Genomic DNA, 21,982 nt, shown 5'->3' on the forward strand with positions numbered 1-21,982 from the left:
CATGCCGCTCGTCGCCGGGGTCGACTCGTCGACCCAGTCCTGCAAGGTGGTGGTCCGGGACGCGGAGACCGGCGCGCTGGTCCGGCAGGGCCGCGCGCCGCACCCCGAGGGCACCGAGGTCGACCCGCACGCCTGGTGGGACGCCCTGCGGGCGGCCGTCGCCGAGGCCGGCGGGCTGGCCGACGTGGCCGCCGTCGCGGTCGGCGGCCAGCAGCACGGCATGGTCTGCCTGGACGAGGCGGGGCAGGTGGTCCGCCCGGCGCTGCTCTGGAACGACACCCGCTCCGCCGACGCCGCGCGGGAGCTGGTCGAGGAGGCCGGCGGCGGGGAGGTCGGCCGCCGGTTCTGGGCCGACGCGACGGGCGCCGTGCCGGTGGCCAGCTTCACCGCCACCAAGCTGCGCTGGCTGGCCCGGCACGAGCCGGCCAACGCCGAGCGGGTGGCCGCTGTCTGCCTGCCGCACGACTGGCTCACCTGGCGGCTGGCCGGCGCCCCCGGCCTGGCCGCGCTGCGCACCGACCGGGGCGACGCCAGCGGCACCGGCTACTGGTCGCCGCGCACCGGCGAATACCGCCTCGACCTGCTGGAACGCGCCTTCGGGCGGCGGCTGCGGGTGCCGGTCGTGCTCGGCCCGGCCGAGGTGGCCGGGCACCTGGACCCGGCGGCGCTCGGCGGCGGGCCGGGCGTGTCCGGCGCCGGCGACCCGGTGCTGCTGGGTCCGGGCACCGGGGACAACGCCGCCGCCGCGCTCGGCGCCGGGGCCGGCCCGGGCGACGTGGTCGTCTCGATCGGCACCTCGGGCACCGTCTTCGCGGTCGCCGACACGCCCGCCGCCGACCCGTCCGGGGCGGTGGCCGGTTTCGCCGACGCCACCGGCCGGTTCCTGCCGCTGGTCTGCACGCTCAACGCGGCCCGCGTGCTCGACGCCGCCGCGACGCTGCTCGGCGTCGACCTGGCCACGTTGAGCGAGCTGGCCCTGGCCGCCCCGCCCGGCGCCGACGGGCTGGTCATGGTGCCGTACCTGGAGGGCGAGCGGACCCCGGACCGGCCCACGGCCACCGGCGCGCTGCACGGCCTGACCCTGGGCACCTCGACGCCCTCCCATCTGGCCCGGGCCGCCGTCGAGGGCATGCTCTGCGCGCTCGCCGACGGCCTCGACGCGCTGACCGCGCAGGGCGCCCGCGCCGACCGGATCATCCTGGTCGGCGGTGGGGCCCGCTCCGCGGCGGTCCGGCGGATCGCCCCGCAGGTCTTCGGCCGGCCCGTGGTCGTGCCCCCGCCCGGGGAGTACGTCGCCGACGGCGCCGCCCGCCAGGCCGCCTGGGTCGCCCTCGGTGGGGCCGCGCCGCCCACCTGGTCGGTCGGGGACACCGAGGAGTACGCGTCGCCGGGCGTCCCCGCCATCCGCGAGCGCTACGCCCTCGCCCGGGACCGGGTCGTGGACCGGGGATAAACCGGATGCCGGGCGGCCGACCGGCGGGGATCATCGTGGCGTGCCGCCACCTTCCCCGCCCGGAGACGCCGCCCGGCCCGGCCCGCTGCCCGTCTTCCAGTACGACGACGTCGACAGCCCGGGCGACGTCATCGACACGCTGCTGCTGACCGACTTCGTCACCGGCCGCCACCCCTGGGCCCGGACGGTCCGGCTGGCCAAGGTCCGTGCCGGGGCGCGGCTGGTGCCCGAGCGGGCGGCGCTGACCCGGACGGCCATCGAGCGCAACCGGGTGGCCCGGCTCGCCGGTGGCGACGGCTGGACGGTGCGGGTGGTGAGCTGGCGCGGCCGGGGCGCGGAGGTGACGGTCACCGCCGTCGACGAGGCGACCGGCGCGGCCGTCCTGGACGAGATCGTCACGGGCGGGGCCGAGCCGGCGCGACGGGACACCGGCCCGATGGGCTTCTGGCACCAGAACGCCCGCCGGGGAGCCCAGCGCGACACCCGGCGGATCACCACGCCGACCTGGGCCGACATCCGGGCCAACTATCCGGCCGCGGCGGCGGCCCGGCTGGACGCCCTCATGGTGGCCACGCCCGAGACGGTCGCCGGTCGGCTGCTGCTCATGCACGGGCCGCCGGGCACCGGGAAGACCACGGCGCTGCGCGCGCTCGCCCGCGAGTGGCGCGAGTGGTGCCAGGCGGACTGCGTCCTCGACCCGGAGGTGCTCTTCGGCGATCCCGCCTATCTCGCCGAGGTGGCGGTGGGGGAGCACGAGGAGGACGACGACGGCGAGGAGGCCCGTCGCTGGCGGCTGCTGATCCTGGAGGACTGCGACGAGCTGATCCGGGGGGAGGCCCGGCAGGCGACCGGGCAGGCGCTGTCCCGGCTGCTGAACCTGACCGACGGGCTGCTCGGCCAGGGGCGCAACGTGCTGGTGGCGATCACCACCAACGAGGACCTCTCCCGGCTGCACCCGGCGGTGACCCGGCCCGGGCGCTGCCTGGCCCGGATCGAGGTGGGCCCGCTGTCGCACGCCGAGGCGGCCGACTGGCTCGGCACCTCCGCGGGCGTCCCGCCGCAGGGCGCCACCCTCGCCGAGCTGTACGGGCTGCGCGCCGGGACCTCGCCGGCCGGCGCGGTGCCGGTGGAGATCGGCGGCTACCTCTGACCGGGTGGGGGCCCGTGTTCCGGCCGTGACCCGCACCTGATTGGCTGCCCGGCATGAGCAGCGGCACGAGGGTCTCCCGGCGGGGGAACGCGGCGCACCGGTTCTACAGCGTGGTGGTGTTCGTGGTCCTCGCCTCGCTGGACAACGTGGCCATCGGCCTGGTTCCGCCGCTGTACGGGTCGATCTCCGGCGCGCTGGGCGTGTCGCAGCGGCTGCTCGGCCTGGTCACCGCGGTCAGCTTCCTGGTCAGCGCCGTCGCCGCGGTGGCCTGGGCGTACGTCGGGGACCGGACCGACCGCAAGCCGCTGCTCATGGTCGGCACGCTGATCTGGGCGGCCGGCACCGGGGGCAGCGCCCTCGCCCAGCACTACTCGATCTTCCTGGTCGCCCAGCTCGTCGCCGCGGTGGGGCTGGGCGCGGTCGGCTCGGTCGGCTTCTCCGTGGTCACCGACCTGATCTCGCCCCGCCGTCGCGGCCTGGTGATGAGCTTCTGGGGCCTGTCCCAGGGCGTCGGCACGCTCGCCGGCACGCTGACCGGGGGGCTGCTCGGCGCCACCGACTGGCGGCGGCCGTTCCTCGTGCTCACCGTGGTCGGCCTGGCCGCCACCGTGGCGTACCTGTTCACGTACGACATCCGGCGCGGCCAGAGCGAGCCGGAGCTGGCCGCGGCGCTCGACGCCGGCGGGGAGTACGACTACCGGATCGGCCGCGCCGACCTGCCCCGGATCCTGGCCCGGCGGACCAACCGCTGGCTCGTCCTCCAGGGGCTGACCGCGCAGGCGGCGTTCGGGTCGCTGGTCTGGTTGCCGGTGCTGTTCAGCCAGCGGGCGGAGGCGCAGGGCTACTCGGCGGCCACCGCCGTGGTGGTGGGCAGCGTCTTCGCCACCCTGTTCCAGCTCGGCGGGGTCCTGTCGATCGTGGGCGGCCTGGCCGGTGACGCGCTGCAACGGCGTACGCCTAGCGGCCGGGCCCTGGTCGCGGCGGTGGGCATCCTCGCGGCCGTGCCGTTCTACCTGGTCCTGTTCCTCGTGCCGATCCGGATCGACGTGCCGGACGGCGGCAGCTCCGGCGCGGTGATCGCGGCGGTGCTGGCCAGCGTGTTCACCGAGCCGACGGTCGGGCTGAGCCTGCTCACCGCCGTGCTGGCCCTCGCGCTGACCTCGGCCAACTCGCCCAACTGGTTCGCGCTGATCGCCGACGTCAACCCGCCCGAGCACCGCGGCACGGTCTACAGCCTCGGCAACCTGGTCAACGGGGTCGGCCGGGCGGCCGGCAACGGGCTCGTCGGGGTGGCCTTCCAGGCGCTGCGGGCGGCCTTCCCGCCGCCGCTGAACTACGCCGTCGGGCTGGCCGCGTTCCAGCTCTTCTTCATCCCGACCGGCGTCATGTACTGGCTCGCCGCCCGCACGTCGCCCCGGGACATCGCCCAGGTCCACGACCTGCTGCACGCCCGCGCCGACCGGATCTGACCCTCCGACGCCGCAGGAGTGGCCGCCCGGCGGCGGGCGGCCACTCCTGCGGGATGTCGGACGGGCGTCAGGCGCGGAACCAGACGGTCACGTCGGTGGGCACGGCGTCGCCGTCCAGCGGGGCGCTCGACGCCAGCACCTCGGCGCCGGCCGGCAGCGGCGCCGGGTCCGCGCCGAAGTTGGTGAGCACGGTGAGCCCGCCGTTGGTGAAGGTGAGCACCTCGTCGCCGGAGGTGAGCCAGCGCATCGGCCCCCGGGCCAGGCCGTGCTCGCGGCGCAGCCGCAGCGCGGTCCGGTACAGCTCGTAGGTGGAGCCGTCGACCCCGCGCTGCCGGTCGAGCGCGTACTCGGCCCAGACCGGCGGCTGGGGGAGCCAGCTCGCGTCGGTCGGCCCGAAGCCGTACGACGGGGCGTCCGCCTCCCACGGGATCGGCACCCGGCAGCCGTCCCGGCCGCGCTGGGTGTGCAGGCTGCGCTCCCAGGTCGGGTCCTGCCGGGCCTCGTCGGGCAGCGTCGTGTGCTCCGGCAGCCCCAGCTCCTCGCCCTGGTAGAGGTAGGCCGAGCCGGGCAGGGCGAGCATCAGCAGGCTGGCCGCCCGGGCCCGGCGCAGGCCGAGCGCGGCGTCGGGCTGCGGGTCGCCGATGCCGATGCCGTTGGGGCGGCCGCCGCCGACGGCCAGCCCGAGCCGGGAGGCGTGCCGGACCACGTCGTGGTTCGACAGCACCCAGGTGGTCGGGGCGCCGACGCTGTCGGTCGCCTCCAGCGAGCGGGTGATCACCGCGTACTGGGCGGGAGCGGTCCAGGCGGCGAGCAGGTACTCGAAGTTGAACGCCTGGTGCATCTCGTCCGGCCGCACGTAGCGGGCCAGCCGCTCGGCCGGCTCCACCCACGCCTCGGCGACCAGGATCCGCTCCCCGTCGTAGGAGTCGAGCAGCCGCCGCCACTCCCGGTAGATCTCGTGCACGCCGTCCTGGTCCCACATCGGCGGGCGCGGCTTGTCCACGTCCTGGCCGGAGAGGATCTCCTGCGGCTCCTGCCAGTCGGCCAGGTCGGCCTGCTTGATGAGGCCGTGCGCCACGTCCACCCGGAACCCGTCGACGCCCCGGTCGAGCCAGAACCGGAGGATGTCCAGGAACTCCGCGCGCACCTCCGGGTTGCCCCAGTTGAGGTCGGGCTGGCCAGTGTCGAAGAGGTGCAGGTACCACTGGCCGTCCGGCAGCCGGGTCCAGGCGGGGCCGCCGAAGACGCTCGTCCAGTCGTTCGGCGGCTCGGCGCCCTGCGGGCCCTTGCCGTCGCGGAAGATGTACCGCTGCCGCTCGGGGCTGCCCGGCGCGGCCGCGACCGCGGCCCGGAACCAGCGGTGCTCCGACGAGGTGTGGTTGGGCACCAGGTCGACGATCACCCGCAGGCCGCGCGCCTTCGCCTCGGCGATCATCTTGTCGGCGTCGCCCAGGGTGCCGAAGAGCGGGTCGACGTCCCGGTAGTCGGCCACGTCGTAGCCGGCATCGGCCTGGGGTGACGGGTAGAACGGCGACAGCCAGATCGCGTCGACGCCCAGCTCGCTGAGGTGACCGAGCCGGGCCGTGATGCCGGGGAGGTCGCCGATGCCGTCGCCGTTCGCGTCGGCGAACGAGCGCGGGTAGATCTGGTAGATGACGGCCTCGGTCCACCAGCCGGTGGCCGGGGTCTCCTGCGTCGCGTCGGTGTTCAGCGCCTTCTCCCTGTCGTGCGTACGGGACGAATGTTTCAGTTTGCCCGGGGCGGCGCGGTCGATTCGCGCACCACCAGGCGAGTGGGCAGGATCACCGAGGTGGGTGACCCGTCGTCGGGGTCCGGGCCGCGCGGGGCCGGCACCAGCCCGGCGTACGGGTCGGCGACGCGCCCGCCCAGCGGGTCGAGCAGCATCCGGGCGGCCAGGAGCCCCTGCTCGGCGGCCGGTTGGGCGATGGTGCTCAGCCCGAGCACCCCGGCCAGGTCGTGGTCGTCGATGCCGATCACGCTGACGTCCTGGGGCACCCGCAGCCCCGCGTCGCGCAGCGCGGTCATGGCGCCCATGGCCATCTCGTCGCAGGCGGCGAAGATCGCGGTCGGCGGCTCGCCCCGGGCCAGCAGCTCGGCGGTCGCCCGGGTGCCGCCGTCAACGGTGAACTGCGACTCGACGTCCAGGCTCGGGTCGGGCCGGAGCCCGGCCGCGCGCAGCGCCTCCTGGTAGCCGCGCCGCCGGTCCAGGTGGGTGGTGAAGGCCAGCTCGTCGTCCGGGTCGCCGGAGATGTGCGCGATCCGGGTGTGGCCGAGGTCGAGCAGGTGCCGGGTGGCGGTCCGCGCCGCGGCCACGTCGTCGATGCGGACGCAGGGCCAGCCGGGCACCCCGCTGCCGGAGCTGATCGTCACGCCGGGCAGGGCCAGCTTCGTCAGCGCGGAGAGGTCGGCCGGGCGCAGCGGGGTGGCGACCAGGATGATCGCGTCCACCCGCTTGTGCAGGCTGGCCGGGCGCAGCACCCGCTGCCGGATCTGCTCCCGCCCGCCGAGGTTGTAGAGCAGCAGGTCGTAGCCGTTCTGGTGGAGGTAGTCCTCGACCGCCTCGACCACCGTGCCGAAGAACCACCGGGTGATCCGGGGGACCACCACCGCGACCGTGCCGGTCTTCCCGCCGGCCAGCCGGGAGGCGCTCGGCGAGACCGCGTACTGGAGCTGCTCGGCGGCGGCGAGCACCCGGCGCCGCGTCGCGGCCGAGACCGTCGGCAGGCCGCGCAGCGCCCGGGAGACGGTGGCCGTGGAGACCCCGGCCAGGCGGGCGACATCGTCAATCTTCGTCATTGGTTCCCCGCTCCGAGCCGCGCCCGCCGCCGCCGGGGTGCCGGCGGCGGCGGAGCAGCGGATCAGCCCTTGACGCTGCCGGCGAGCAGGCCCCGCACGAAGAAGCGCTGGAGGGACAGGAACACGATCAGCGGTACGACGATCGACACGAACGCGCCGGCCGTCAGCCGCTGCCACTCGTTGCCCCGGGTGCCGGCCAGCTCGGCGAGCCGGACGGTCAGCGGGGCGGTCTCGTCGCCGCCCCCGGCGAAGATGAGCGCGACCAGCAGGTCGTTCCAGACCCAGAGGAACTGGAAGATGCCGATCGCGGCCAGCGCCGGGGTGATCAGCGGCAGGACGATGGTCCGGAAGATCTTCGGGTGGGTGGCCCCGTCGACCCGGGCCGACTCCATCAGCTCGCCCGGCAGCTGCGAGATGAAGTTGTGCAGCAGGTAGACGGCGAACGGGAGCGCGAAGCAGGTGTGCGCGAACCACACCTGCGCGAACTTCTGCTCGTCGACCAGATCCCAGGCGGGGAGCACCTGGATCCCGGCGATCGTGACACCGGTGGAGAAGAACTTCAGCAGCGGCACGAGCGCCATCTGCAGCGGCACGATCTGCATCGCGAAGATCGCGATGTAGACCCAGTCCCGGCCCTTGAAGTTGATCCACGCCAGCGCGTACGCGGCCAGTGAGGCGAAGGCGATCGGGAACAGCACCGAGGGGATGGTGATCGCCAGCGAGTTGATGAAGTAGCTGGCCAGCTGCCCCGACGAGCCGGTGCTGAACAGCACCTCCTGGTAGTTCTCCAGGGTGAACTGCGGGTCGCTGAAGAAGGTCCACCAGCCGGTGGTCTTGATCTGGTCCTCGGGTCGGAACGAGGAGATGAACAGGCCGAAGGTCGGGACCGTCCAGAGCAGCGCGAGCACGATCGAGACCAGGGTGGCGGTGCGGCTGTTCAGCCGCTTGCGGACCCGGGCGGCCCGGCCGGGCGTCGCGGTGGCCTGGACGCCGGCTCCGACGGTGGGGGTGGCGGTGGTCATCTCAGCCCTCCCGCTGCTGACGCAGGTTGCGGATCTGGTAGATCACGATCGGGATGACCAGGACGAAGAGGAAGACCGCGAGGGCGGAGCCCTGCCCGGGCTCGCCGTAGCGGAACGCCTGGTTGTACATCTCGTTCGCGATGACGCTGGTGTCGTAGTTGCCGTTGGTGGCGGTCCGGACGATGTCGAAGACCTTCAGCGTGGCGATCGAGAGCGTCACGACCACGACGATCACCGCCGGCCGGATGCTCGGCATGGTGATCTGCCAGAACATCTGCCACGGGGACACCCCGTCGAGGCGGGCCGCCTCGACGATGTCGGCGGGGATGGCCTTGATGGCGGCGGAGAGCACCACCATGGCGAAGCCGGCCTGGATCCAGATCATGATCACGATGAGCAGCAGGGTGTTCAGCGGCGACTCCAGGAGCCACTGCTTGGGCTCGCCGCCGAGGCTCACGACGATCTGGTTGAGCAGGCCGATCTGGTCGCCGTCGCCCCGGTAGGCGTAGACGAACTTCCAGATGATGGCGGCGCCGACGAACGAGATCGCCATCGGCAGGAAGATCAGGGACTTGGCCACCGACTCGAAGCGGGCCTTGTCCACGAGGACGGCGTAGATCAGGCCGAACGCGGTGGCCACCAGCGGAACCAGCAGCACCCAGATCAGGCTGTTGATCAGCACCCGGACGATGGAGTCCTCGGAGAACATCCAGGTGTAGTTGGCCAAGCCCACCCAGTTGCTGCTGTCCTTGTCCATGAACGAGAGGAGGGTGGTCCGGATCGCCGGCACCACCAGCCCGATGGCGAGGAACAGCAGTGTCGGCAGCAGGAAGAAGAGCGCGAACAGGCCTTCCCGCGGCTTGCGCCGGCGGGGCAGGGGCGTGCCGCTCGCCACGGCCGCGACCAGCCTCGCCTCCCGGCGGCGGTCGAACCAGGCCGGCACCACGTCGAGGAGCAGGAGCAGCCCACCCACCACCGCGACGAAAGCGATCAGCCCGTACATCAGCATGAGGAACTTCGGCTGTTCCGCCGCGAAGTCGAACTCCATCGACCCTCCCTCAAGGGTTCGGTTGCGGGCGGTGGCCCGGCCCGCGTCGCGGACCGGGCCACCGCCTCAGATCACTTCCAGCTGCCCTCGATGCCGTTCAGCACCGTGGTGGTGTCCTTGCCGTTGATCCAGTCGACCATGCCCTTCCAGAAGGTGCCCGCGCCGACCGCGGCCGGCATCAGGTCCGAGCCGTCGAACCGGAACTCGGTCTTCGGGTCCTGGAGGATCTGCACGGAGAGCTTGTCCACCGGGTTCGGGACATTGTTGATGTCGAGCTTCTTGTTCGCCGACAGCCAGTCGCCGATCTTGGCGCGGCTGTTGACGTACTCGCCGGAGGCCAGGTAGGTCTGCACCGCCTGGACCTCGGGACGGTCGGCGAAGGCCGAGACGAACTCGCCGGCGCCGAGCACCGGCTTGCCCTTGGCCGGGTCGACGGCCGGGAAGTAGAACGCGAAGACGTCGCCGTCCTCGGCCACCTTGGTGCCCTGCGGCCACTGGTTGGCGTAGAAGGACGCCTGGCGGTGCATGGCGCACTTACCGGTGGTGATCGGCGTGCCGGCCTCCTGGAAGGAGGTGGTGGCGATGCTCTTCACGCCGCCGAAGCCGCCGTTCATGTACTTCTCGTTCTTGAGGATGCTGCCGGCCTTGTCGACCGCGTCGGCGACCTTCGGGTCGTTGAACGGGATGCCGTGGGTGGTCCACTGGTCGTAGACCTCCACGCCCTGGGTGCGCAGCAGCACGTCCTCGATCCAGTCGGTGGCCGGCCAGCCGGTGGCGTCACCGGACTCGATGCCCGCGCACCACGGCTTGGTGCCACTCGCCGCGATCTTGTCGCTGAGGGCGATCAGCTCGTCCCAGGTGGTCGGGACGCTCCAGCCCTTCTCCTTGAAGGTCTTCGGCGAGTACCACACGTAGGACTTCACGTTGGAGCCGAGCGGCACGCCGTAGAGCTTGCCGTTGACGGTGCTGTACTTCAGCCAGTCGGGGGAGAAGTTCTGCTCGGCCAGCCCCTTAGTGTCGGCGCCGACCTCCTTGATCTTGCCCGAGTCGACGAACCGCTTGAGCAGACCGGGCTGCGGGATGAAGGCCAGATCGGGGGCGTTGCCGCCGTCGACCCGGACGCCCAGCTGGGCCTCGAACTCGCCGGAGCCCTCGTGGTCGATGTCGATGCCCGTGCAGTCCTCGAACTGCTTCCAGGACTGGTCCAGGCGGTCGGCCTCGATGTCCCGGATCGACGAGTAGATCGTCACCTTCTTGCCGTCGTGGCCCTGGTACTTCTCATATGCGGCGCACTCGGGCTTGCTCGCGTTGCCGCTCTTCTTGTCGTTGCCGGTGCCGCAGGCGGTGACGCCGAGCGCCAGCCCCAGAACGCCGGCGATCGCGAGAGCCTGGCGCGATCTGGCAAACGCCATGCCGATCTCCTTCCTTGCCGGCGCGTGGGGGAAATCGAACCCGCGCCGGTCCGATGGTCGTCCCCACATGTAAGCGCTTGCATCGCGTCCGGTCCACCCCCTGCCGGACACGGCCCGGTAACAATCCCGAAACCCGCTCACCGGCCGTGGGCACGCTCCCACGCTCCGCTGACGACCTGCCGCGACGCCCTCTTCCCATCGATGGAACTTTCTGCCACGCTGTCCGAAGCGGATCGAAAACTTTCAACATAGGAGGCAATGGATGCGCAAGCGCTGGTTCAGCCTCGCGGCGGTGGCGGCCGTCCTCGTGGCCCTGGTGCCGGCGGCCCCGGCCATGGCCGCGCCGACGTTCAAGGTCCCGTTCCCCTGCAACCAGTCCTGGTCCGGCCAGACCCGGTCCGACCACAGCCCGGCCTACGCCATCGACTTCAACCGCACGGACGACCTCGGCGACCCGGTGGTGGCCAGCGCGCCCGGCACCGTCGACCGGGTCACCGACCTCGGCGGCACCAGCTACGGCAAGTACGTCCGGATCGACCACGGCAACGGCTACACCACCTACTACGCCCACCTGAGCAGCTTCAACGTCTCGGTCGGTCAGGTCGTCGGCTACGGCCGGGTGATCGGCTACGTGGGCAGCACCGGCGGCTCGACAGGCCCGCACCTGCACTACGAGCAGCGACTCAGCGGCAACGACATCCAGGTCCGCTTCAACGGTGCGCTCGCCCTCTACTGGGGCACCAAGACCTACACGAGCGACAACGGCTGCGCCGGCTCGAACACGGGCGCCGGCACCGTCAACACCACCTCCGGCGTGGCGCTGACCGTCCGGTCCGGTCCGGGCACCGGCTACAGCGCGGTGGGCACCGTGGCCGACGGCGCCAGCGTCACCATCTACTGCCAGACCAGTGGCACCTCGGTCACCGGCACCTACGGCACCAGCTCGATCTGGGACCGGATCGGCTCCGGCCGGTACATCTCCGACGCGTACGTCTACACCGGCTACGACGGCTACATCCCGGGCGTGCCCCGCTGCTGACCCGAGGTGGGCGCGGGGCCGTCGGCCCCGCGCCGCTCACCCGTTCAGCCGCCAGATGGCGAAGTTGAGCGCGGCGGCGAACGTCACCCAGGCCCAGTAGGGCAGCAGCAGGAGCGCCGCCGGCCGGGAGACCCGCCGGAACAGCGCCACGGTGACCCCGATGGCCAGCCACATCAGCACGATCTCGGCGAACGCCAGGCCGTAGCGGCCGGCGCCGAAGAAGAGCGGCGTCCAGATGGCGTTCAGGACCAGTTGGGTGACCCAGGCGCCGAGCGCCGGTCCCCAGCCGGCCTGCCGCCAGACCAGCCAACCCGCGACCGCGATGAGCGCGTAGAGGACCGTCCAGACCGGCCCGAAGAGCCAGGACGGGGGAGCCCACGCCGGCTGGTCGAGGCTGGCGTACTCCTCCTGGGTGCCCCGCACCCCGAGCGCGCCGACGGCCGCCGCGACGGTGACCGCGGCGCCGAAGCCCAGCAGCGCCCACCACCTCCGGCCGCGCCCGACCCGCCGGATGCTTCCCGAGATCGTCATACCGCCGGATGCCCCGCCCGCCGGCTGGACAAACCGGCCCGGCGCAGCACAGCGCCGGGGTCGCCGGGCCCGGACGCTCCTGTCTGGGAGGACGGAGGTTCGGACCCGGCGACCCCGGCGGGTCAGGGGTGGTGGGAGGTCGAACGGCTAACTGAAGATGCTGACGCCGCCCGGGCCGACCAACAGGCCGACGATGATGAGGACGACGCCCCAGAGGATCTGCCGGCGGAAGAGCGCGAGGATGCCGGCGACCACCAGTACGACTGCGAGAATCCAGAGAATCAGCTCCATGTCGGCTGGATACCCGTCCGTCGGATCCGGGAAACCTGCTTCTCAGCCGAGATGATCACCGACGTGGAAGATGCTGTACGCCTGTTTGATCACCGGGTGCGCGACGTTGCGGACCCGTACGCCGCCGGGGGTGGTGCCCCGTTCGCTGCCGTGGTGGGCGTGCCCGTGCAGGGCCAGCGCGGTGGGCGCCGAGTCGATCGCCTGGCCGAGCTGGTAGCAGCCGAGGAACGGGTAGATCTCCAAGGGCTCGCCGGCGAGGGTGTCGGGCACGGGGGAGTAGTGGGTGAGCGCGACCAGCAGGTCGCAGTCCAGCCCGCGCAGCGCCTCGCCGAGCGCGTCCGCGCTCTCGTTGGTGGTCCGGACGAACGCCTTCATCTCCGGCTCGCCGAAGTCGCTGGCGCACCGCCCGGCGAACCCGCCGCCGAAGCCCTTCACCCCGGCCACGCCGAGCCGCCTACCGGCGCACTCCAGCACGATCCCGGTCCCCTCCAGCACGGTGATCCCGGCGTCCTCCAGCACCTTGACCACCTGGGGCACCTGGTCGCACTGGTGGTCGTGGTTGCCGAGCACGGTGAGCACCGGCACGCCGAGGTCGCCGAACTCCTGTGCCACGCACCGCGCCTCGGACTCGGTGCCGTGCCGGGTCAGATCACCCGCGAGCAGCAGCACGTCCGCGCAGTCGGGCAGCTCCTCCAGCGCGGGCCGGAACCGGCCGACCACGTCCTCGTCCAGGTGCACGTCGCCGACGGCGGCGATGCGGATCACCATCGAACCTCCCTCACGGCAGCTCCTCGACCTGGGTGGGCGCCTGCGTGCGGATCACGCCGATGTCGCTGGTGATCGGCAGGTCCGGGAACCGCTCGGCCACCCGGCGCAGGATCTCCTCCCGCCGGTGCGGGCTCTCCACCTCGCCGTAGAGCACCAGGCCGCGCTCGCGGCGCACCACGGTGATGCCCTGTTCGGCGACGTCCGGGTCCTCGGCCAACATGCTCTGGATCTCCGCCTCGACGTACTCGTCGGGCGGCGCGCCGCCGTGCTGTCCGGTCACGGGGTCTCCCTTCCTCCGGACGCGCCGCCGGGCAGCACGTCGAGCCGGTCGAGCAGCACCAGGAACGCCTCGGCGTACGGGGAGTGCTGCGTCTCCTTCCGTACCCGTTCCCAGTCGATCTGTTCCCGCAGCGAGCGGGCGAGCGGCAGGGCCCGGGCGAAGTCGCAGTAGTGCTGGGAGAAGCTGAGCAGCTTGTGCACCATGAGCTGGCTGGCCGAGAGCACCGGCATGTGGATGGCGTCGACCGGCCGCACGATGGTGTCGGCGAAGGTCTCCTCGGTCACCGGGGTCTCGATCGGCCGGTGGATCAGGTCCACCATCCGGCCCTCGTCGTAGACCTTGACCAGCCAGTCCTCGGGCGGGCGCTCGGCCGTGAAGCCGGCCTCCACCAGGGCCTCCAGGGCCCGGTCCACGTCCTGCTGCCGGATCAGGAAGTCCACGTCGTGTTCGCTGGAGTGGCCGCCGTGGGCGTAAACGGCGAAGCTCCCACCCAGCGCGAAGGGGATCTCGGACTGCTTGAGCACGGCGGCGACCTTCTTCAGCGTGTGCACCAGGGTCTCGTCCCCGCGCTCGGCCATCTGGGTCTCCCGTCGTCGTAGGTGGCGGTGGGAATGAAGTTGCGTACCCGGCGAACGGGTCGGCCACACCTGTAGCGGGCGCGGCCCGACGTGCCGGGGACAGATGTGGACAAACCGCCGAAGGCGAGCACGGGTCGGATAACCTCGGCAGGGTGGCCAGGTCACTGCGGGTGCGGCGCGGCACGGCCCGACTGCGCGCCGTCGCCCTGATCGGCATCGACGGCTCGGGCAAGACCACCCAGGCCCACCGGCTCGCCGAGGCGCTCACCGCCGCGGGCCACCCCGCCACCTACCACCGCAACGCCGGCGGCCGCCGCTGGCTCGGCCGGTTGGCCCAGCGGGTCGGCCGGCCCGACGCCCAGCGGCTCGTCGGGCGCAACGGCCTGCTCGCCGTGGAGTCCGTGCTCCGCTGGCTGGCCATCGCGCTCGCCCTGCTGAGCTGCCTGGTGACCGGCCGGACGGCCGTCATGGACCGCTGGTCCGCCTGCCAGTACGCCAGCATCCGTGCGCACGGCGGGCAGCGCTGGGAGCGGCTGGCCCGGGCCGGTTACCGGGTCTTCCCGCCGCCCCGGGTCACCTTCCTGCTCACCGTGGACCCGGCCGAGGCGTACCGGCGGATCGAGCGGCGCGGCACCGACCACGAGAGCATGCAGTGGCTCAGCGCCGCGGCCACCGCGTACCGGACCCTGCCGGAGTACGCGGGCTTCGTGGTGGTGGACGGTAGCGGCAGCCCGGAGGAGGTGTCCCGGCGGATCCGCGCGCACCTCACCGAGTGGCTCCCCGGCGATCCGCCCCCGCCGGCCGATCCGGGCCCGGACGACACCCGGCCGCCGTCCGGCGGGGAGGGGCGCGGCGAACCCGTGCCGGCTCAGGCCCGCCCGTAGACCGGGATGCTCGCCCCGCTGGTCGGCGCCGACTCGTCGGAGGCCAGGAAGCGGATCACCGCGGCGATCTCGGCCGGCGGGACCCAGCGCCGGTGGTCGGCGTCCGGCTGGGCGGCCCGGTTGGCCGGGGTGTCGATCACGCTGGGCAGCACCGTGTTGCAGCGCACACCCCGCTGCCGGTACTCCACGGCCACGGCGTTGGCGAAGGCCTGCACGGCCGCCTTCGCGGTGACGTAGCCGGCCGCGCCGGGGAACGGGGCCACGGCGGCCCGCGCCGACACGCAGACCACCGCGCCGCCGCCGGCCTCCACGAGGTGCGGCAGCGCGGCCTGGGTGACCAGGTAGGTGGGGCGCAGGTTGATCCGCAGCATCCGGTCGAACTCCTCGATCGGGGTCTCGTGCACCAGCCCGCCGCTGGCGTACCCGCCGACCAGGTTGACCACGGCCCGTAGCGGCGCGGCCGGCTCGGCGGCGGCGACGGCCACCGCCCGCGCGGCCCCGGCGGGGTCGAGCAGGTCCGCCACGACGCGGACCGGTCCGGCCGCCGGTGCTGCCCCGCCACCCTCCCGTTCGGGTACGACCACCCGCCAGCCGGCCGTCAGGAAGGCGGCGGTGACCGCACCGCCCAGCCCGCCCGTGCCACCGGTCACCAGCACCGTCCGTTCCGCCATGGGCACACGCTAGCCGCCCGGCCGGCCCGGCGGTGACCGGGTCGCGACCGGAGCCGTCGACGCTGGTCGATGCCGGTCGGGGTGCCGTACCGGCCGACCCGGTGACCCCGGCGAGGCCGTCCGGCCGGTGCGGCGGGCGCGACGGCGGAACCGCCCGTCGGCCGGCGGGGCGGAGTCGACCGCACCGGAGGAGGCGGCGGGGCTGCGGGAATGGGACCCTTGGCGCGGGGGGCGGGCGCGGAAGGCGGTACTTTTCCCGATACGCGCCGTCATGGTTGACGGTCACGCCTCATGAAAGTAAGTTTCATCCGTGGCGAAGAGTCCGAAGATTTCTGCGAGTCACGAGCCCGGTGGACTGATCGTCCACATCAGCGGGCTGCTCCCCTCGCTGTCCCCGGCCGAGCAGCGGGTGGCCCGGCTGGTCGTCTCCGATCCGGCCGACGCCGCCCGGCGCACCATCACCGACCTCGCCACCGCCGCCGAGACATCCGAGGCCACCGTCATCCGGTTCTGCCGGTCGGTGGGCATGGACGGCTACCCCCAGCTGCGCATCCGGCTCGCCGCCGAGGCCGCCCGCCGGGTCGAGCCACCGGACGCCCGGGTCGTCGGCGGCGACATCCCGCCCGGCGCCGACCTGGCGCAGATCATCGCCACCATCGCGTTCAACGACGCGCGGGCCGTCGAGGAGACCGCCGAGCAGCTCGATCCCGCCGTCTGCGAGCAGGTTGTCGAGGCGATCGTCGCGGCCGGCCGGATCGACGTCTACGGCGCCGGCGCCAGCGGCTTCGTCGCCTCGGACTTCCAGCAGAAGCTGCACCGCATCGGCCGCACCGCCTTCTACTTCCCGGACGTGCACACCGCGCTCACCTCGGCCGCCCTGCTCGGCCGCGGCGACGTCGCGGTCGGCATCTCGCACACCGGCACCACCTCCGACGTCATCGAGGTGCTCGAACAGGCCCGCGCCCGGGGCGCCACCACGGTCGCGCTGACCAACTTCCCCCGCTCGCCGATCACCGACGTCGCCGACCACGTGCTGACCACCGCGGCCCGGGAGACCACCTACCGCTCCGGCGCGATGGCCAGCCGGCTGGCCCAGCTGACCGTGGTCGACTGCCTCTTCGTCGGGGTGGCGGCGCGGAACCGGACCAAGGCCAGGAAGGCGCTGGAGGCCACCGCCGAGGCGGTCCAGTCGCACCGGGTGGGCGCCGGCCGGAGGCGGGCATGACGGCAGGACGGGTGGAGCGGGACGAGATGGCCCCGATGCGGCCCGTGGTCCGGGTGGGCGCCCCCACCGAGCGGCGCAACCCGCAGAGCCTCGACCTCGACCTGATGTCGACCCGGGACGTGCTCACCGTCATCAACGAGGCGGACCGGCGGGTGCCCGCCGCGGTGGCCGCCGTCCTCGACGAGATCGCCGAGACCGTCGACCTGGCCGTCGCCGCGCTGCGCGGCGGCAACCGGGTGCACTACTTCGGCGCCGGCACCTCCGGCCGCCTCGGGGTGCTGGACGCCGCCGAGCTGGCCCCCACCTTCAACTCGCCGCGGCACTGGTTCTGCGCCCACCTGGCCGGCGGCCCCGAGGCTATGTGGCGGGCCGTCGAGGACGCCGAGGACGACGAGCGCGGCGGCGCCGCCGAGGCCGCCGAGTGCGTACGCCCCGGCGACCTGGTGGTCGGGCTGGCCGCCAGCGGGCGCACCCCGTACGTCCTCGGGGCGCTCGCCGCGTCCCGGGCGCAGGGGGCCGCGACCGTGCTGCTCTGCGCCAATCCGGAGGCCGACGCCGCCGGGACGGTGGACGTCTTCATCGGGGTGGACACCGGACCCGAGGTGGTCACCGGGTCGACCCGGATGAAGGCGGGCACCGCGCAGAAGCTGGTGCTCAACACGTTCTCCACGGCCGTGATGGTGCGCCTCGGTCGGGTCTACTCGAACCTCATGATCGACATGGTGGCCACCAACGCCAAGCTGCGCGGCCGCATGATCTCGATCCTCATGGAGGCCACCGGCTGCGCCGAGGAGGTCTGCCGCAGCGCCCTCAACGAGGCCGACGGCGACCTGAAGACCGCCCTCGTCTCGCTGGTGTCCGGCGCCGAGGTCTCCGCCGCCCGGGCCGCCCTGGCCCGCTCCGCCGACCAGGTACGCGGCGCGCTCGCCCTGCTCGCCTCCTGACGCGGCCGCCCGCCCGGATCCCCTCCCGGCCGGGCCCGCGCCTGGCGGTGCGACGCGTGTCACGTGGCGGTGCGGGACGTCCCGCGCGCTGCGGATTGTTCCACCAGGCGTGGGGTAATCCTCACCCGAGGCTGAACCGACCGGTCGGCGGGCGCGTATCTCGCAGTGACCAGGATCGCAATGTCGCGGTGACGCGGGTCGCTGTGTTCATGGAATTCGCAATGGTGCGATTTCATGGGCGGACGAGGACGCCGCTGCTCCGACGCCCTTCGACCGGGGCGTACGCGGGCCACCCGAGCAGGGGTCCTGACAGCAAACATGGACCGGGCTCTCAGCTACTACTCAGGCATTCGTGACAGTTTCGACTCACGACATGGAATCCCCGACGCGTCTCATCTGTTGTGTAGGTGTCAGCACCTACGGGCACAGCGGAGGTTACGGGGAGGGCTGATGAACGTGGGGATGGCAAGGAACCGGGCAACCGGCGCGAGCGAGGGGACCGTGGCAATCGTGGACAAGAACATCGGCATGCGTACCGACGAGGTCGCCGAGGAGCGGGACCTGGTCGGCGTCTACCTGCACGAGATCTCCCGGACGCCGCTGCTGGACGCCGCCAAGGAGGTCGACCTCTCCAAGGCGATCGAGGCCGGCCTGTACGCCGAGCACCTGCTCGGCGAGGACCGCGTCCCCGACGGCGTCGACCGGGAGGACCTGGAGCGGCTGGTCGTCGAGGGTGAGCGCGCGAAGGACCTGTTCATCCGCGCCAACCTGCGGCTGGTCGTCTCGATCGCCCGCCGCTACGTGCGCTCGGGCATGCCCATGCTGGACCTCATCCAGGAGGGCAACACCGGCCTGGTCCGGGCGGTCGAGAAGTTCGACTACGAGCGGGGCTACAAGTTCTCCACCTACGCGACGTGGTGGATCCGCCAGGCCATCAGCCGGGCGATCGCCCAGCAGGAGCGCACGGTGCGGCTGCCCGTGCACCTGGTCGAGGACGTCAACCGGATGCGCAACGTGGCCCGGCAGCTCACCCGTGAGCTGGGCAGCGACCCGGAGCCGGAGCAGATCGCGGCGGCGCTCGGCGTCACCGTCGAGCGGGTCAACGAGCTGCGCCGCTGGTCGCAGGACACCGTCTCGCTGGACACCCCGGTAGGCGACGACGGCGACACCAACCTCGGCGACCTGGTCGCCGACAGCGACGCCCCGTCGCCGGAGGAGATCGTCCTCACCGGCCTGGAGCGGCAGCGGATCGAGGGTCTGCTCAACCACCTCGACGACCGTTCGGCCGGCATCATGCGGGCCCGCTACGGCCTGGAGGACGGGCGCGAGCACTCGCTGACCGAGGTCGCGTCGCGGTTCTCGCTCTCCCGGGAGCGGATCCGCCAGCTGGAGATCCAGGCCCTCGGCCGGCTCCGTGAGCTGGCCCGCGCCGAGGGGCTGCAGGCGGCCTGAGCTGGTAGTAATGGAATCGACGAACGGCCGGCGTCCGATAGGGGGACGCCGGCCGTTCGCTGTTGTCGGGGGTCAGCGCACCCGGCCGTAGCCCGCGATCGTCATCATGTTCATGTCCCGCTTGAGCACGTTGCGGCCGGCGCTGGGCGCGTCGATCACCTGACCGCCGCCCACGTAGAGCGCAACGTGGCCGAGCCCGGAATAGAACACCAGATCACCGGCCTGGAGCGAGCTGCGGCTGATCCGTGAGGTGGCGTCCCACTGCATGGCCGCGTTGTGCGGCAGGGACTTGCCGGCGGCCCGCCAGGCCGCCAGGGTCAGCCCGGAGCAGTCGTAACCGTCCGGTCCGTCCGCGCCCCAGACGTACGGCTTGCCGATGGCGCCGTAGGCGTAGCGCACGGCCACGCCGGCCGAGCCGGAGATGGCCGGGGCACTGCCGGCCGAACTCGACTTCGCGGGCGTCTCGGTGGCCCGGCCGTACGCCTGCCGGCGCAGCTCGTAGAGGCGGGCCAGGTCCGCCTCGATCTTCTTCTTGCCGGCGACCAGCTGCTTGGCCTGCGCCGCCTCCCGGGCGAGCGTGGCGTCCAGCCGCGTCTTCTGGTCGATCAGCTGGCGCTGGGTGTCCGTGAAACCGGCGATGGTCTGCTGCCGCTGGCGGGTGAGCTGGTCCAGGGTGCCCAGCCGGTCCGGCAGCGTGGCGGGGCCGCCGGGCTCCAGCAGGGCCTGCACGGTGCGCATGCCACCGGTCTTGTACGCGGTGGCGGCGATGGCGCCCACGTCGGCGCGGCTCCGCTCGGCCTGCTCCTGCAACGGGCCGATCTTGGCCTGCAACGTGGCCGCGGTGGCCTTGTTGGCCTTGATCTCCTCGTTGAGCTTGTTGTACGACTCGACGATTCGCTCCAGCTCAGTCGAGGACTTCTCGATCTGCTTCGTCAGCTCGGCGGGGGTGGGCTCGGCCCGAGCCACCGACGCCGGGGCGAGCAGCGCGGCCGAGAGGCCGGCCACCGCCAGCGAGCGCAGCAGGATCCGTAAGGACGACAAGAGCGGAAGGCTCCTCTCCGACTCTCACCGGGGCGGCGGGCGACCCGGCGACACCGGCCCGGGGCCACCCTGGTGGATGGCGGTCGACCGGACCGGCCTGCCCAACCTAACCCGTGACCGGAGTGACGGGCAGTTGAAGCAGGGGCGAAAGTTGGCAAAGTGTCAGGAAGTGCCGCCGGTACTGATGACGCTTCGTGACCGGTTCGGGGCCGGGCCGTCGCGGCGCGGACGCCGGCTGGGCGGAACGCGCCACTCGCCGGATTCGTCGTTCTGGGCGGATGTCGCCAGGCAACGCGCCGCAAAGTCGTGATAAAGACGGAAATCACTCTGCTTTCCCGGCGCGACGGTCTCCGGTCGGCGGGCGGGTGGCCAGGGAAAACGCCGGGCCGGGGTGGCGTGCCCGCAACACAATGAGGCGCGGAGGCCGGGAATCCCGCCGTACGGCAGCGCCGGCGGCGCGGAGGCCCGGCCCGCGATCCCCTGGAGGCCGCCGTGCAGACCGATGGCTCCACCACCCGCCCGCCCCGGTCCCCGGGCGCGACCGCACCGACCCTGCTCTACGCCCGACCGGGCATCGTGGTCACCGGCGAGCGCTTCACCGTCGGCCGCAACAGCTGGCCCGTCGCCGACATCACCCAGCTCTGGACCGCCCGCGGTCCGCACGACCGGCTCGCCCTCCGGGCGGTCGCCGTCTCCGCCGCGCTGATCGGCGCGGTCGGCGTGCTGCTCGGCTTCACCGGCGGGCTGCAACGGCTCACCGCGGCGGCATACCTCACGCTGGGCGCGGTCGGGCTGCTGCCGCTGCTGCTCGTGCTGGTCGGGGACCGCTGGCGGCCCCCGGCGTACGAGCTGTGGGGGCGGCTCCGCGGGGCCGAGGTGCTGCTGTTCAGCAGCGACGACGAGCGGCAGTTCGGCCAGGTCACCCGGGCCCTGCAACGAGCCCGGGAGGGGGTGCGCCACGGCGGCTGGACGGACCCGCCCGCGGCCGCCGCGTGGCGGCCGAACCGCTGACCGCCCCGGGTCAGCCGGCGATCGGCTCCGGGGCCCGGGCCGGCTGCTCGGCGGCCAGCCAGTGGCTCACCCGGCGCTCGGCGTAGAACGAGACGAACGGCACGGTGCCGGCGAGCATCACGAGCAGCATCCGCTTCAGCGGCCAGTCGACCCGGCGCGACAGGTCGAAGGTGAGCGCCAGGTAGATCATGTAGAGCCAGCCGTGCGCGGTGCCGACCACGGCCACCACGGTCGGGTTGTCGAAGCCGTACTTCAGCGGCATCCCGATCAGGACCAGCACCACCAGCGCGACGCCCACGATCCAGGCGATCACGCGGTACCGGGTAAGGGCTCCGCCCACCGTCGTCCGTCCTTCCGCACCGGCCTCAGCCGGGATAGTCGCCGGGCTTCGCGCCCGGGTTGGCGTTCAACCAGGAAAGGTAGCGGTTGTACGCGGCCAGTTCGCCGTCGTCGGCCCCGCCGACCGGTACGGCCGGCACCCGGCTGACCCGCACCGGCCGGCGTACCGCCGGGGCGGCGACGTCCGGCTCGGATCCGGCGGCCGCCGGCGGCGCCGGAGTGCCCCGCTCCTCGCGCGAGGCCCGCAGCGCGTGTCGCAGCTCACGCCACCACACGAAGACCACGAAGCCGGCGAAGACCGGCCACTCGATCGCGTAACCGAAGCTCAGCGTGTTGCCCCCGGCGGCCCGGGTGACCTGCCACCAGCCGAGCCCGAGGAAGCCCACCACCAGCACGACCATGGCCACGTGGCGGGCGATCCACGCCGGTGTCCAGAGCCGCTTCATGCCACCGAGGGTACCGGGCCCGCCGGCCGTCTCCGACGCGGTGTCGTAGGTGGCGAGGGTTTGGTGGCACCCCGGCTGGGCATCCGTCTAGACGCCAGCCCGAACGAGACG

General features: G+C 73.0%; 22 protein-coding genes and 1 pseudogene. 9 read left to right on the top strand and 14 right to left on the bottom strand.

All coding sequences use genetic code 11. The annotated features are described in order from the left end of the window. Position 1 precedes the first annotated feature (1 nt). The 3 genes from xylB to NLX85_RS14525 are packed head-to-tail and all read left to right on the top strand — an operon-like array spanning position 2 to position 4,072. Positions 2-1,453 (top strand): xylulokinase, encoded by a 1,452-nt coding sequence (gene xylB / locus NLX85_RS14515; protein WP_254335295.1) that lies wholly within the window; start codon positions 2-4, stop codon positions 1,451-1,453. A gap of 40 nt (positions 1,454-1,493) precedes the next feature. Further along, the gene (locus NLX85_RS14520; RefSeq protein WP_254335297.1) at positions 1,494-2,603 is read left to right on the top strand and encodes a DUF5925 domain-containing protein; all 1,110 of its coding nucleotides are present in this window, start codon (positions 1,494-1,496) and stop codon (positions 2,601-2,603) included. Between the two features lie 53 nt (positions 2,604-2,656). Further along, on the top strand, positions 2,657-4,072 hold the full coding sequence (locus tag NLX85_RS14525; RefSeq protein ID WP_254335299.1) for an MFS transporter: 1,416 nt from the start codon (positions 2,657-2,659) through the stop codon (positions 4,070-4,072). 67 nt (positions 4,073-4,139) lie between these two features. Here the strand turns inward: NLX85_RS14525 and NLX85_RS14530 are convergent, their stop codons facing one another. From NLX85_RS14530 to NLX85_RS14550, 5 genes are all read right to left on the bottom strand, one after another. Continuing rightward, positions 4,140-5,783, bottom strand: coding sequence for a glycoside hydrolase family 13 protein (locus tag NLX85_RS14530; protein ID WP_254335576.1), 1,644 nt, complete (start codon positions 5,781-5,783; stop codon positions 4,140-4,142). A 35-nt stretch (positions 5,784-5,818) separates the two neighbouring features. Next, positions 5,819-6,889: a LacI family DNA-binding transcriptional regulator gene (locus NLX85_RS14535; protein WP_254335301.1), complete on the bottom strand. Its 1,071-nt coding sequence runs from the start codon at positions 6,887-6,889 to the stop codon at positions 5,819-5,821. Positions 6,890-6,951: 62 nt separating this feature from the next. After that, the gene (locus tag NLX85_RS14540) at positions 6,952-7,911 is read right to left on the bottom strand and encodes a carbohydrate ABC transporter permease (RefSeq protein WP_254335303.1); all 960 of its coding nucleotides are present in this window, start codon (positions 7,909-7,911) and stop codon (positions 6,952-6,954) included. 1 nt (position 7,912) lies between these two features. After that, a complete protein-coding gene (locus NLX85_RS14545) occupies positions 7,913-8,959 on the bottom strand; it encodes a carbohydrate ABC transporter permease (protein WP_254335304.1) in 1,047 nt (348 codons plus the stop codon). A 71-nt stretch (positions 8,960-9,030) separates the two neighbouring features. After that, complete coding sequence (locus tag NLX85_RS14550) at positions 9,031-10,371, bottom strand: ABC transporter substrate-binding protein (protein WP_254335306.1); 1,341 nt, start codon at positions 10,369-10,371, stop codon at positions 9,031-9,033. Between the two features lie 262 nt (positions 10,372-10,633). Between NLX85_RS14550 and NLX85_RS14555 the strand changes: the two genes are divergently transcribed. Further along, complete coding sequence (locus NLX85_RS14555; protein WP_189197859.1) at positions 10,634-11,410, top strand: M23 family metallopeptidase; 777 nt, start codon at positions 10,634-10,636, stop codon at positions 11,408-11,410. 36 nt (positions 11,411-11,446) lie between these two features. On the opposite strand, the gene NLX85_RS14560 is transcribed toward NLX85_RS14555, so the two are convergent. From NLX85_RS14560 to NLX85_RS14580, 5 genes and pseudogenes are all read right to left on the bottom strand, one after another. Further along, the gene (locus NLX85_RS14560; protein ID WP_254335308.1) at positions 11,447-11,941 is read right to left on the bottom strand and encodes a TspO/MBR family protein; all 495 of its coding nucleotides are present in this window, start codon (positions 11,939-11,941) and stop codon (positions 11,447-11,449) included. Positions 11,942-12,088: 147 nt separating this feature from the next. Beyond that, positions 12,089-12,232 carry a GPGG-motif small membrane protein gene (locus tag NLX85_RS14565; RefSeq protein ID WP_168215290.1) on the bottom strand — a complete coding sequence of 48 codons (144 nt, stop codon included), beginning with the start codon at positions 12,230-12,232 and terminating at the stop codon, positions 12,089-12,091. Then, a pseudogene (locus NLX85_RS14570) lies at positions 12,223-13,000 on the bottom strand (metallophosphoesterase). Before NLX85_RS14570 ends, NLX85_RS14565 begins: the two are co-directional and overlap by 10 nt. A 10-nt stretch (positions 13,001-13,010) precedes the next feature. Further along, complete coding sequence (locus NLX85_RS14575; RefSeq protein ID WP_229791949.1) at positions 13,011-13,220, bottom strand: hypothetical protein; 210 nt, start codon at positions 13,218-13,220, stop codon at positions 13,011-13,013. Between the two features lie 56 nt (positions 13,221-13,276). Next, positions 13,277-14,023, bottom strand: coding sequence for a nucleotidyltransferase (locus tag NLX85_RS14580; protein WP_308210726.1), 747 nt, complete (start codon positions 14,021-14,023; stop codon positions 13,277-13,279). Between NLX85_RS14580 and NLX85_RS14585 the strand changes: the two genes are divergently transcribed. Next, positions 14,011-14,742, top strand: a complete 732-nt coding sequence (locus NLX85_RS14585; protein ID WP_254335313.1) for a dTMP kinase — start codon at positions 14,011-14,013, stop codon at positions 14,740-14,742. The two genes, NLX85_RS14580 and NLX85_RS14585, sit on opposite strands and share 13 nt — an antisense overlap. Here NLX85_RS14585 and NLX85_RS14590 read toward each other — a convergent pair. Further along, positions 14,727-15,413 carry an SDR family NAD(P)-dependent oxidoreductase gene (locus NLX85_RS14590; protein WP_254335314.1) on the bottom strand — a complete coding sequence of 229 codons (687 nt, stop codon included), beginning with the start codon at positions 15,411-15,413 and terminating at the stop codon, positions 14,727-14,729. The two genes, NLX85_RS14585 and NLX85_RS14590, sit on opposite strands and share 16 nt — an antisense overlap. 310 nt (positions 15,414-15,723) lie before the next feature. Between NLX85_RS14590 and NLX85_RS14595 the strand changes: the two genes are divergently transcribed. The 3 genes from NLX85_RS14595 (at position 15,724) to NLX85_RS14605 (ending at position 19,034) form a co-directional block, all read left to right on the top strand. Next, entirely contained in the window at positions 15,724-16,638 is a 915-nt protein-coding gene (locus NLX85_RS14595) for a MurR/RpiR family transcriptional regulator (RefSeq protein WP_254335316.1), read from the top strand. Continuing rightward, positions 16,635-17,582, top strand: coding sequence for an N-acetylmuramic acid 6-phosphate etherase (gene murQ / locus NLX85_RS14600; RefSeq protein WP_254335318.1), 948 nt, complete (start codon positions 16,635-16,637; stop codon positions 17,580-17,582). The genes NLX85_RS14595 and murQ overlap by 4 nt, the downstream gene beginning before the upstream one ends. Positions 17,583-18,044: 462 nt before the next feature. Further along, positions 18,045-19,034 carry an RNA polymerase sigma factor RpoD/SigA gene (locus NLX85_RS14605; RefSeq protein WP_189197923.1) on the top strand — a complete coding sequence of 330 codons (990 nt, stop codon included), beginning with the start codon at positions 18,045-18,047 and terminating at the stop codon, positions 19,032-19,034. Positions 19,035-19,106: 72 nt separating this feature from the next. Here the strand turns inward: NLX85_RS14605 and NLX85_RS14610 are convergent, their stop codons facing one another. Then, the gene (locus NLX85_RS14610) at positions 19,107-20,075 is read right to left on the bottom strand and encodes a C40 family peptidase (RefSeq protein ID WP_254335320.1); all 969 of its coding nucleotides are present in this window, start codon (positions 20,073-20,075) and stop codon (positions 19,107-19,109) included. 492 nt (positions 20,076-20,567) lie between these two features. Here NLX85_RS14610 and NLX85_RS14615 point away from each other — a divergent pair, with 492 nt between their 5' ends. Continuing rightward, positions 20,568-21,086: a DUF6232 family protein gene (locus tag NLX85_RS14615; protein WP_254335322.1), complete on the top strand. Its 519-nt coding sequence runs from the start codon at positions 20,568-20,570 to the stop codon at positions 21,084-21,086. Positions 21,087-21,096: 10 nt separating this feature from the next. On the opposite strand, the gene NLX85_RS14620 is transcribed toward NLX85_RS14615, so the two are convergent. Together NLX85_RS14620 and NLX85_RS14625 are read right to left on the bottom strand one after the other, a co-directional pair. Beyond that, positions 21,097-21,426, bottom strand: a complete 330-nt coding sequence (locus tag NLX85_RS14620; protein ID WP_254335324.1) for a DUF3817 domain-containing protein — start codon at positions 21,424-21,426, stop codon at positions 21,097-21,099. A gap of 25 nt (positions 21,427-21,451) precedes the next feature. Beyond that, complete coding sequence (locus tag NLX85_RS14625) at positions 21,452-21,871, bottom strand: hypothetical protein (protein ID WP_254335326.1); 420 nt, start codon at positions 21,869-21,871, stop codon at positions 21,452-21,454. Positions 21,872-21,982: the final 111 nt, after the last annotated feature.

Source organism: Micromonospora sp. A3M-1-15 (assembly GCF_024213425.1).
In the GTDB taxonomy this organism is placed as follows: domain Bacteria; phylum Actinomycetota; class Actinomycetes; order Mycobacteriales; family Micromonosporaceae; genus Micromonospora; species Micromonospora chersina.